The organism is Aureispira anguillae, assembly GCF_026000115.1.
Lineage (GTDB): Bacteria > Bacteroidota > Bacteroidia > Chitinophagales > Saprospiraceae > Aureispira > Aureispira anguillae.
This window is the reverse complement of the sequence record NZ_AP026867.1, coordinates 4,741,309-4,753,685: the sequence shown is the minus strand read 5'-3', so window position 1 is coordinate 4,753,685 and position 12,377 is coordinate 4,741,309. Positions and strand designations below refer to the sequence as shown.

General features: G+C 37.9%; 4 protein-coding genes. 3 read left to right on the top strand and 1 reads right to left on the bottom strand.

The genetic code is table 11. The features are described 5' to 3' along the window. The first annotated feature begins 106 nt into the window (after positions 1 to 106). The 3 genes from AsAng_RS18690 to AsAng_RS18680 all read left to right on the top strand — a co-directional run bounded on the left by AsAng_RS18690 (position 107) and on the right by AsAng_RS18680 (position 10,543). A complete protein-coding gene (locus AsAng_RS18690; RefSeq protein ID WP_264788614.1) occupies positions 107 to 2,170 on the top strand; it encodes an OmpA family protein in 2,064 nt (687 codons plus the stop codon). A 361-nt stretch (positions 2,171 to 2,531) separates the two neighbouring features. Continuing rightward, positions 2,532 to 9,587 carry a gliding motility-associated C-terminal domain-containing protein gene (locus AsAng_RS18685; protein WP_264788613.1) on the top strand — a complete coding sequence of 2,352 codons (7,056 nt, stop codon included), beginning with the start codon at positions 2,532 to 2,534 and terminating at the stop codon, positions 9,585 to 9,587. A gap of 11 nt (positions 9,588 to 9,598) precedes the next feature. Next, positions 9,599 to 10,543 (top strand): PorP/SprF family type IX secretion system membrane protein, encoded by a 945-nt coding sequence (locus tag AsAng_RS18680; protein ID WP_264788612.1) that lies wholly within the window; start codon positions 9,599 to 9,601, stop codon positions 10,541 to 10,543. Positions 10,544 to 10,622: 79 nt separating this feature from the next. Here the strand turns inward: AsAng_RS18680 and AsAng_RS18675 are convergent, their stop codons facing one another. Then, positions 10,623 to 12,260, bottom strand: a complete 1,638-nt coding sequence (locus tag AsAng_RS18675) for a T9SS type A sorting domain-containing protein (protein ID WP_264788610.1) — start codon at positions 12,258 to 12,260, stop codon at positions 10,623 to 10,625. Positions 12,261 to 12,377: the final 117 nt, after the last annotated feature.

Here is a 12,377-nt window from a genome sequence, read left to right as displayed (position 1 = left end):
ATAGAGCTATTTGAAAATTAAAGAATCGTCTAAATTTTCGAATAGCTCTTTTTTATTGTCTTTTGTAACTATATCTTTGGAGACTCATTATTAGAGAAACAACAACATGATGACAAAATTTCTCGTAATTATATCGCTTCTTTTTTGCCTAACTACTTGGGGGCAGGATACACTTGTTTTAGATGAAAAATTTGATAAAAATGAGTTGAATTGGTACGAAAAAGATACTAAGACGATTCAGACCGAAATTAGAGATGGGCATTATTACATCAAAAGTAAAACAGGAAAAAGTTTCTGGATTAGCAAGCAGTTAGAACATCTTAATCCAAACCTAGAGGATTTTACTATAGAAGTAAAATTGCGCCAAGTTGCAGGAAGTCTAGGAATGGGGCTTGGTCTTTTTGTTGCTTTGAATGAAGATAATAGTGCCTATAAAAAATTTTTAATTAATGGCAGTGGACAATATAAAGTAGATCATTTTTATGACAAAAAAAGCCATATACTAGCCAATTATAAAGAACATAAAACAATTGCCAAGGGGTTTGAGTACAATGTGCTAAGGGTGACCAAAAGAGCCAATACGGTGGCTTATTATATCAACGGTAACATGATTGGGAGAAGTGCGCAAAATAATTTTTATGGCAATCGAATTGCTTTCTTTTTAGGAGGGAAAATGGCGATTGAAATCGATTATATAAAGGTCAATAAGCATCCATCTGCATTGGATATTGTTGAAAATGCAGAGCAGGTAGGCGAGCGAGTTAAATTAGGACCAGCTATTAATTCTAACTACAGCGAATTGTCTCCAATTATTTCGGCAGATGGACAGACCATGTATGTTTGCCGAAGTGGGCACCCTGATAATATAGCTGGCAATGACATCTGGGTGACCACGTTAAATGAAGACAAAGAGTGGTCAAAATTGAAAAACATTGGTTATCCATTAAATAATGAAGGGCATAATTTTGTCGTATCTGTTGCTCCAGACAATAACAGTCTGATTTTGGCAAATCGATATAGAGCAGATGGAACGGCAGGGAGCAATGGGCTATCCATTAGTTATAGAACGGCGCAAGGTTGGAGTATTCCAGAAGCATTAGAAATTGATAATTTTTACAACAACGATAAATTTGTTGCTTATTTTCTGTGTGCAGATAACAAAACCCTAATCTTATCGGTTCAACGGAAGGATTCTTATGGGCACAAAGATTTGTATGTAAGTTTTAGAAAAGAAAATGGCATCTGGTCGGTGCCTTTGAATATGGGAAAACAAATCAATTCCTTTGAAAATGAAGTAAACCCCTTTGTAGCAGCAGATGGCAAAACGCTCTATTTTGCCTCACAGGGACATCCTGGTTATGGACATCATGACCTTTTTGTCGCTAAGCGATTGGATGAAACTTGGACCAACTGGACAAAACCTCAAAATTTAGGCCCTAAAATAAATACTCCTTACAATGATTTTAGTTTTTACTTGGATGCAGAAGGTGAATATGCTTACTTAGGATCTAAAGGAGACATTTGGAGAATAGAAAACCCAGAAAAGCCAGAGCCTATTGTTCTAATTAAAGGAAGAGTTTTTAATGCTAAAACCAAAGAACCCATGTCTGCCTTGATTGAATATCAAGATTTATTGGCAAAAAATAAGCTGGGAAATGCAACCTCTGATCCTGTATCGGGGGCTTATCAAATTGTATTACCAGCAGGCAAAAAATATGGTTATCAAGCAGCAAAAAATGGCTTTTATGCCGTTAGTAACTTTGTTGATTTGGTTCATTTGGAAAAATATGGCGAGAAAAATATTGATATCTATTTAACGCCAATCGAAAAAGGGGAGGTGGTGCGACTGAACAACATCTTTTTTGAATTTAACAAAGCAATCTTTAAGCAGGAGTCGTATGCAGAGTTGGAACGTTTGTATTATTTGATGGAGCAACAACAGGAGTTAAAAATAGAAATTTCAGGGCACACAGATGACAAAGGGGGAGCTGATTACAATTTAGAGCTGTCTCAAAAACGAGCCAATGCTGTTATGCAGTATTTGTTGGACAAAGGAATTAATGCTGATCGGCTACAGGCGGTAGGTTATGGAGAACAAAAACCATTGCTTAAAAACTCTTCAGATTCCAATCGGTCTATCAACCGTAGAGTTGAATTTAAAGTGTTGTAAACTCTGATAAATAAATAGGTTAAGCTAAAAAATAATTTTAAGTTCTAAAAATTAAGACGAGCTCAAAAAATCTTAATTGGAATGCTTAATTCTTTAAAGAAAAAAAACAAATTTGTAAGCATTTATTAGAATTAATTTGCTAATTTGAGTGAACTATGTATTGATGCATAATACTTTGAACCTATATAGATAGATTGTTTAATATTAAATTTTTAAAAAATTTAGGTAAATCGATTTCCCTTCTTACATTAATAATAGTTGAATAACTGTTCCCCCATTTAGTTTGTTCAAAAAATTAAGAATAAATATGTTAGCTTTGCTTTTATGAGTTTTTTTTAGCTAAGATTTAATTCCCCACATTATGGAAAAAAAATTGTGCTCTTTCCCAAAAGGTAGCCTATTGTTATGCCTATTAATTTTATTGGTGACCTATTCTTCTAATGCTCAATTGTCAAACTATCAACAAGTTACAACCAAGTGTTATACAGGTCCTACTTTAAGTATGGGTAATACAACAGGTACACTAGTTGGAAATATTAATTTTTCGCCAACAGATATTCCTTTAGGACATAAAATTGCAGATGTAATTGTAGAAATAGTTTGGTCTAAAACAGATGATGGTTCATGTACGGCAACAACTGGTGTGCCAGCAGATTTGAGTCATGTAGGTTTTGTAATTCAGGCTCCTTTTGGTACAACTCGTTATCTGGCTACCTCGGCTTTAACGGGACCTTTTGCTAGTCCACTTACTTCATCTAGTTTTACAGGGTTAAGCAATATTATACAAGATACAATTGTATTTAAAGATGGAGCTAGTTCTTTATTGCCAGCAGGATTACCTGTTTTGGGGAGAGATACTGTTCGCCCTAATAACAATCCATTAGCGGCTTATTATGGAGCTAACCCTCATGGCTCGTGGAGTGTTGGGGGAATTGACGATGCACCATTGTCAGGACCTCAGTTGTGTATTCATTCTTATTGTATTACCATTGTAACCTGTGATGCCAACCAACTAAAAGCAAGCTGTAAAACAAATCCTGTTATTACACTAGGAGCTACAGGAACGCATAATTTTGATTTTCTAGATTTGGATAGTATTAGTGATGTATCTTGTTTGGTCAAAAATATTACATTTTCTCCAGCATCCGTTAATTGTTCGGATGCAGGGACAACTGTTCCTGTAACAATGACAATTCGGGATCATTTGGATAGCATAGATCATTGTACTAGTATGGTTTCTGTACTAGATAATACTACGCCCGTCATTGCCAATTGTTTTCCTTCTATATGGGGAGATCTTTATTTGGGAACGGATGGACGAGATACATTTTGGGCAGATTCTATTGTTGTTGTTGACAATTGCGGACCTTTAATCAAACAAGTACGACCTTTTTCTGGAGGGCCTTGGCGGCCTTATATGGTTTTTAATTGTGTAACGGGATTTCAGCAATTTTCCGCACAGATTACCGATCCTAGCGGTAATGTACATTCTTGTAACCTTATCGTTAATGTACGGGATACGGTAGCCCCAACAGCAGTTTGTGGGCAGGATACTGTTTTTTTAACAACCAATCTAAATGGTGCAACAACAGTATCGGCAGTTGATTTAGATGGAGGGAGTTTTGATATTTGTCCTCCTGTTATTGGGCGCTGGATTGGTCATCAATTTGCTCCACCGCCAGTATATACTTGTGCTGATTTAGGGATTGATACTGTCCGACTAATTGTTGCAGATGCTTCTGGAAATTTGGACACTTGCGATAATGCAATAGTTGTGGTGGTTGATACGATTCCTCCAACGGCCATTTGTCGAAATGATACCATTTACCTTAATGCAAGTGGTAATGCAACGGCATACGCTGCAAACATCAATAACAACTCGGTCGATACTTGTGGCATTGACAGCATTAATATTAATGGTGCCCCAAGTATTCTGTTTGATTGTTCTCATGTAAATACGGCACAGCCTGCTGTGCTCAATGTCTTTGACGCAAGTGGCAATACAGACTCCTGTATAGGTTGGGTTACGGTTATGGATACTTTGCCTCCCATTGCAAATTGTAAAAATGCATCGCTTTACATTGATGGCACGGGAACGGCAACGCTCTCTGCGGATAGTCTAAATAATAACAGTATAGATCTTTGTACAGGAACCCACCTATCTTTTGAGATTGCTGGTAATCCTACAGCTACTTTTGATTGTTCTAATTTAGCAACCAATCCCAATACTGTTGTTTTGACTGTGATTGATAGTTTTGGCAACTCAAGTACTTGTTCAGCTACTGTAACACTTTGGGATACTATTAGCCCTGTCGCTAACTGTGCTGCTTCTACAATTTATTTGAACCAGTCAGGAATAGCGACCTTGTCTGCTACCCAATTGAGTGCTGGTAGTTGGGACAATTGTAGTATTGCAGATAGCTTTGTAAATGTTGTCGGCAATGGATTTACTACGTTTAATTGTTCGGCTATTTTTACTCCTCAAACCGCTACTTTAATTGTACAAGATGCACAAGGAAATTCGAATAGCTGCTCTGCTACAGTAGATGTTATAGATACAATTGCTCCAACAGCACTTTGTGAGGCTAGCATTACGGCTCAATTGAATGCAACAGGATTGGTTACGATTACGCCAGCGAGTATAGATTCTAACAGTACCGATAACTGTGGGTTGGTAGAGTACTTGATTAACAATACCAGTTCTGTAACGTATACTTGTGCTGATTTAGGAACACAGGTTGCTCATTTAAGTGTACGAGACTCCTCAGGGAATATAACCACTTGTGCTTCACAAGTGGTGGTTCAAGACAATATCGCTCCAATTGTTTCTTGTCAAACAACAACCGCTTATTTGAATTTGTCTGGAGTCGTTTCAGTGGTGCCCAATGACGTATTGGTGTATCCTGCAACAAGTGATAATTGTGGAATTTCTACGGTTAGTTTTTCGGGAGGTAGTAATGTAACTTATACTTGTGATAGTCTAGGAACAAGGTTCGTTAGTGTATTGGTGACCGATAATTTTGGAAATACTTCTAATTGTGTAACAACCATCACTGTTTTAGATACAGTAGCACCTGTTGCAAGTTGCCGTCCAGTGCCCTATACTGTTCAATTGGATTCGTTTGGGGTAGGTTGTGTCACCCCACTTGATATAGACAATGGGAGTTTTGATTTGTGCCACTTAGATACGATGTTGGTGAATGGAGTTGATTCTCTTTGTTTTAATTGTTCTAGTTTGGGAACAAGTGCGGTAACCTTATCTTTAATTGATAGTTCTGGGAATCAAAGCTCTTGTCTAGCAAATGTTATTGTAGCTGATGTGGTCAACCCCACAGCAATTTGCCATGATACGACTATTTATTTAGGAGCAACGGGAGTTGTAAATATATTTCCTGCGGATATTGATGCAGGAAGTACCGATAATTGCACCTTTAGTCGAAGTATTAATGGGCTAACGTCTATGAGTTATACTTGTAGCCAAGCAGGAATACACTCTGTTCAATTAATCATAACCGACAATTCTAATAATGTTGCTCAATGCCCAGCTAATATAACCATTGTTGATAGTATTGTGCCTGTTGCGAGTTGTATTACTCCTGCCCAGTTAAATGTTTATTTGGATAGCAGTTGTTTTGTTTCTATTCCTGCGGCGATGCTCAATAATGGTAGTACTGATAACTGTAACCTAACAGCGAGTTCTTATACAGTAGGAGGGGTATTAAATACGACCTTTAATGCAACTAATTTATCTACCAATCCCAATGTTGTTACGCTTACTGTAACGGACCCTAGTGGCAATACTTCATCTTGCCATACATCTGTAATTGTTAGGGACACCATCAAACCTATTGTTACTTGTGTGGCGGATACTGTTCAATTGGATGTAACAGGAAATGCAACGGTATTGCCTAGTATGGTCAACGGAGGTTCGATTGACAATTGTACCAATGGATTGGTTTATACACTTAATGGTCAAGGAACGCTAAATTTTGATTGTACGAATTTGGGACTCAACAATGTTACTTTAACAGCAATGGATTCTAGTGGTAATGCCAGCTCTTGTGCAACGACTATTTGGGTGGAGGATGATATTGCTCCTAATGCAAGTTGTCGCCCTACAATGGTTTTAAACCTAAATTCAGGTGGAACATTTGGGGTACTTGATGCGAATCTAGTAGATTTGGGCAGTTCTGATAACTGTACAATTGTATCCACTCTCTTGTCACAAGACACCTTTACTTGTAATGATATTTATACCAATCCTCATACCGTGACGTTGCTCGTAATGGATGCTAGTGGGAATGTAGACTCTTGTACTTCCCAAATTACAGTAGCAGATAATACTTTTCCAACGGCCTCTTGTCAAACGGCTACGGTTTATTTAGGAACAGGGATTGTAAATGTAACACCAGCAACAGTTTTGGTGCCTCCTACAGGGGACAATTGCAATTCGTTGACCGCTACTTTTGCAGGACATGGTAATAATATTGTTTATACTTGCGATAGTATAGGAATACATTCCGTTCAGGTTATTGTCACCGATATTTCAGGAAATACAGCAAGTTGTGTGACCTCTATTACTGTTTTGGATACCGTACCACCAGTAGCCAATTGTTCATCACTTCCTTATACGGTTCAATTAGATACAATGGGGAATGGATGGGTTACACCACAAGATATAAACAGTGGAAGTTTTGATTTTTGTGGTATTCACACCATGCTTGTAAATGGAACGGATTCATTTGCTTATTCCTGTGCTAACACAGGAACTACTGCCGTAACCCTATCAGTGCTAGATGGCTCTGGAAACCAAAATAATTGTGTGGCTAATATTATCGTAAACGATCCAATTAATCCAACGGCACTGTGTCATGATACCATGCTTTATTTAGGAAATACGGGAATTACAACAATCACCCCGAATCTTATTGATGCGGGAAGCAGTGATAACTGTGCCTTTACCGCTACCGTAAATGGTTTGCCATCCGTTAACTTTAATTGTTCTCAAGTAGGAACCAATACGGTACAACTTATCATTACAGATATATCTGGCAATACGACACAATGTGCTGCTAATATTACAATTTTAGATACCATTCCTCCAACGGCAAATTGTATTGGACCAGGTATTTTGACGGTTTATTTAGACAATACTTGTTTTGCTTCTATTCCATCAACACTTTTGAATAATGGGAGTACAGATAACTGTAGTAGTTCATTAAATTTTACCGTTGGAGGTTTGCCCAATGCTACCTTTAATGCTACTAACGTAACCAATAACCCTAATCCGATAACCTTAGTGGTTAGAGATGCAACAGGCAATACTTCTACTTGTATCACTACGGTAATTGTAACCGATACCATTAACCCCATTGTCAATTGTAGACCCGATACCATTCAGTTGACAGGACCTAATGTTGTAGTGAATCCGTTGATGATTAATGCTGGTACTAGCGATAACTGTAGTGTGCCTAACTTAACCATTAATGGCCAACCTTCGTTGACGCTAGATTGTAGCCATTTGGGGGCAACCAATGTTACCTTGATAGGAACGGATATTAGTGGAAATGTAGATTCTTGTACAACAACTGTTTATTTAGAAGATGTTGCGGCTCCTGTTGCGAATTGTCACCTTAATACAACTGTTTTTATTGATCCTAGTACAAACTTGGCTACACTTCAAGTGATGGATGTAGATAATGGAAGTATCGATAACTGTTCGATTACGAATTATAGTTTGTCAACCAATACTTTTGATTGTAGTGCATTGGCGGTTAATCCTCATGCTGTGAAAATGTTTGTAACCGATCAAAGCGGAAATCGGGATTCATGCATTACACAAGTAACGGTTCGAGATACAATTTCTCCTACAGCGGTTTGCCTCAATGATACATTATTTTTCTCAGGAACAACGATTCATGTTAATGCCATTGATTTTGATGGAGGAAGTGTTGACAATTGTGCGCTGCAAGGCTTTTCTTTGAGTCAGGATACTTTTAATTGCCCAGATATAGGACTTAACAGCATCGTATTGACCGTAACAGACTCAAGTGGTAATACTGGAAATTGTATAGCAGAAATAACGGTTTTGGATACTACGGCTTCCGCTTTTGCTGGAAACGCACAAATTTTGTGTACAACAGATTCAACTTATCTTTCGGCAAGTTCGGTCTCAGGAACATTGCTAGGAACGTGGACAACACATTCGGGAGCAACCATTACCAACCCTAATGATCCTAACAGCTTAGTTTATAACCTGCCTGTTGGAATGAACGTTTTTTATTGGACATTGTCCAATGCTACTTGTTCCAATCTTTCGACCGATTCGGTGATCATCCATGTTATTTTACCAAGCCCAGATTTAGCCAATGCGGGGCTGGATCAGAATTGGTGCGAGGATACCACCATCAATTTGGCGGCTAGTCCATTAACAACAAGTACAGGACAGTGGCTTCAAAGTACGGCGCAAGCTAATACAGGAGTATTAATTGATCAACCAGCAGATTCTGTGACGGCTGTTAATGGATTGGTAGCGGGCAATTCGTATGTATTTGTATGGGAGCTGACCAATAGTTTTTGTGGTGTACATGCTACCGATACTATTATCGTTACTATTGATGCTATTCCAACAGATCAGGCAATCGCTGGACCAGATGTAACCTGTAGCCCTGATAGCCTCAATATGGCTGCAATGGTTTCTACGCTAGGGCAGGGGCTTTGGTCTACCCCTTCAAGTGCGATTATTGTTGACCCTGATTCGGCAACTACGCTTGTCAAAAACTTTACGCAAGATACCAGTATGATGATCTGGTCATTGTCTAATGGAGTTTGTACCAATTATTCTTCTGACACGATGTATATCATCTTAGACGATGTATGGCCACGGGCTACAATGGATAGTTTTAACTTGATACCAGATGGCTCTATTGCTACTGTTGATGCTATTCTAAACGATACTTTGCCACCCAATTGGGATATTATGATTCATACGCCAATGATAGACGGTCAAATGACAAGTTTGGGTAATGGGCAATTTGAAGTAGACATTAATGGAGCAGTATTAAATCAATATTTTATTTATGAAATCTGCAATAGCGATTGCCCTGTTGTTTGTGATACCGCTTTGGTAACAATAGGAATTCAACCGCCTGGTGATTGCTATACCCCAACTGCATTTACGCCAAATGGAGATGGTCGAAACGACTTTTTTGTCATTCCTTGTTTGAGTAATACCAATGAAAAAGGAGCTTTATACATCTTTAATCGTTGGGGCAATGTAGTCTTCGAAACCGATAATTATCAAAGCGATTGGGATGGTACCCATAGGAATCAACCATTGCCAGATGGGGTTTATTTTTATATTTTACAAATCGAAGGCAAACAACCCCAAAATGGATCTATTGAAATTAAACGATAAAACAAACTGCTATGAAAAAAATTATATTACTCTGTTGGTCTGTCTTATTGATTTCTTTGAGTAGTCATGCACAACAAGACATACAATACACCCAGTTTATGTTTAATAAACTGAATTTTAACCCAGCTTACGCTGGAACCAAATCGGTGCTTTGTTTATCTGCTATTTATAGAAAACAATGGATTGGAATCGAACGGGCTCCCCAAACGGCAACTTTTAATGCACATGGTGCCGTTTGGAAAAAGCGAGTGGGCTTAGGTTTGTCACTTACCTACGATCAAATTGGTTTTGCTGATCGAGTAAGCATAGAAACAAATTATGCTTATATTATAAAGTTCAAAGACAATTCTTTTCTGAGTTTGGGTTTAAGAGGTGCGATGTATTATACTCAAATTCGATGGGATCAAGCGGATCTAATTGATAATTTTGATGCTTCTATTCCTCAATCTACTACCAGTAGAATTTTGCCTAATTTTGGAGCAGGAATCTATTATCAGTCCAAGCATTGGTATGGAGGAATTTCAGTTCCACATCTTTTTGTGAATAAGGGTGATTTTAACATAGCGGCTTCTAATGGAACCATTGAGCCTGAGTTTACGCAGCATTATTATTTGATGGGGGGCTTTATTTTTGATATAGCCAAAGGGGTACAAATTCAACAAAATCTATTGATGAAATATGTTCTCCATGCACCATTAGCAATGGATATAAATGTAAGTTTTGTATTTGTTAAACGAGTATTATTGGGGTTAACTTATCGTGTTGGATCATCTGTGGATGCAATTTTGCAGTGGCAAATTACTCCACAGCTTAGAATTGCAGCGGCTTATGATTTTACCGTCACCCAATTGCAACGATATAATTCAGGGTCTATAGAAGCAATGATTAGTTATTGTTTTGTAAAAGGTAAACACAAGGATCAGGATCGAGAAATTTTTAATGAGCGTTTTTTTTAACTTCTGTTTTTAGTTTGACGATTTGAAAATGAAACACGGATACATTTTCAAATCGTCAAATTTACCGAACATCAGTTACCTAATCAACTAGCAACTCTATTACCTTGGAGGATCGGTTGGTTTTGATTTGTACAAAGTAAACCCCTGCTTCTCTGGACGGTCTATTGAGCTTTAATTGATGCGGGCCTATCGGTTGATTTTTTAGCAGAATAGTTTGATGAACGCTACCCAATAAATCATAAATAAGAATGTTAACATCTGTCGTTTGGGTTAGCGTATAATAAAGAGTGCTTTGTTGATGACTAGGATTAGGGTATAGTAAAAGCTGTTGAATATCGTTCGTGACATTAGCAGGAATTTTGGGGATAGCAACTGTAGTGTCTATATCAAATTTAGCTAAAAATACATCATAATCATTCTGACTAATTAGGGTGTCTGTTATAAATATAGAGGTGTCTTGGAAACTTCCTGCGAGGTAAATTGTAGTGGCATCTTTTACCAACAAATCATAACAAAAATCATTGTAATAATGCCCTAGTGTTTGTGCCCATTTATAGTTTCCTGCTTCATCATATTTGGCAATAAAAATGTCCGTTGGGCGATTTAAATGGCGATTATTCAAAGAATCTCCACCTAAAATTAGTAGGCTATCCAAGGTTCCCATGATATAAAGATTATCATCGGCATCAAAGTCAACGCCATAGGTGCGCTCATCAAAGGTGCCTGCTAGGGGGATTACCCAAAGAAAATCTCCATTGGGAGCAAACTTAGCAGCAAAACCATCTTCTTCTTTAGAGCCACTCAATAATACGGTATCAACCTGTATATAGCGGTCGTACCAACCTGTCACAACAACATTTTGGTGGTGATCTACTTTGACATAGGTGCCTTCATCTGCTGCGGGACCCCCCATTGTTTTTATCCAAAGGAGTTGCCCTGTCTGGTCGTATTTAGCTAAATACACATCATAGCTTCCTTCGCCTGCGACTGTATTGCCATTGGGATACAAAAAATCTCTAAAAGATCCTGCAATATAGATGTTATTACTACTATCGGTTGCAATCGATTTTCCTTCTTCAAATGCGGGACCACTTAGCGTTTTTAACCATTGCGGATTTCCTTGTGGGTCAATTGTTGCAATAAATATATCTCTTAAGCCATTAGCCAATAAACTAGAGCCTCCAAAGTCAAGATTATTTTCATAGTATCCCGTAATAACAAGATTGCCATTCGGCATTAATGCAATATCATTGCCACTTTCATACCCCCAACCATTGGCACTACTTGCCCATTGTATGGTACCTGAACTATCTAATTTAGCAATTAAAACGTCCAACTGATTTTGACTGACAAGACTGTCATTGTTATAATAAAACTTGTCTCTAAACTCACCAACAATATAGATTTCATTATCATTGGCTATAACAATTCCATTGACTCGATCGCTGCTGGTGCCCGCTAATTGTTTGATCCATTGTAATTGCCCTTGGTCATTATATTTAGCAATAAATCCGTCTTCACTACCAACACTGGTTAATGACCCGAAGGTGCCTTGAAAAAAACCAACGGTATAAACATCGCCACAAGGAGCTTGTGCCATGCTATTATTTTGTTCATACAGGCTACCAGGAATAGGTGCGATCCAAGCTGTACTTAAAGGTTGGGCAATGGTGTAAACGGATAAAAAACAGAAGAATAGAAGGAAAAGTGTTTTCATATCTTGATTAAATTTGATGGATGATGAGGGGAATGGGCTATAAATGTAAAATAAAGTTAAGAAATGATGCTATTTTTAAGATTGAAGAGATGTCGATAATAAACATTTTCTATTTAA

What these genes read in the sequence shown, in the direction of transcription:
- AsAng_RS18685 (WP_264788613.1), top strand. Translation starts at nt 2,532, where the DNA reads ATGGAAAAAAAATTGTGCTCTTTCCCAAAAGGTAGCCTATTGTTATGC.
- AsAng_RS18675 (WP_264788610.1), bottom strand. Translation starts at nt 12,260, where the DNA reads ATGAAAACACTTTTCCTTCTATTCTTCTGTTTTTTATCCGTTTACACC.
- AsAng_RS18680 (WP_264788612.1), top strand. Translation starts at nt 9,599, where the DNA reads ATGAAAAAAATTATATTACTCTGTTGGTCTGTCTTATTGATTTCTTTG.
- AsAng_RS18690 (WP_264788614.1), top strand. Translation starts at nt 107, where the DNA reads ATGATGACAAAATTTCTCGTAATTATATCGCTTCTTTTTTGCCTAACT.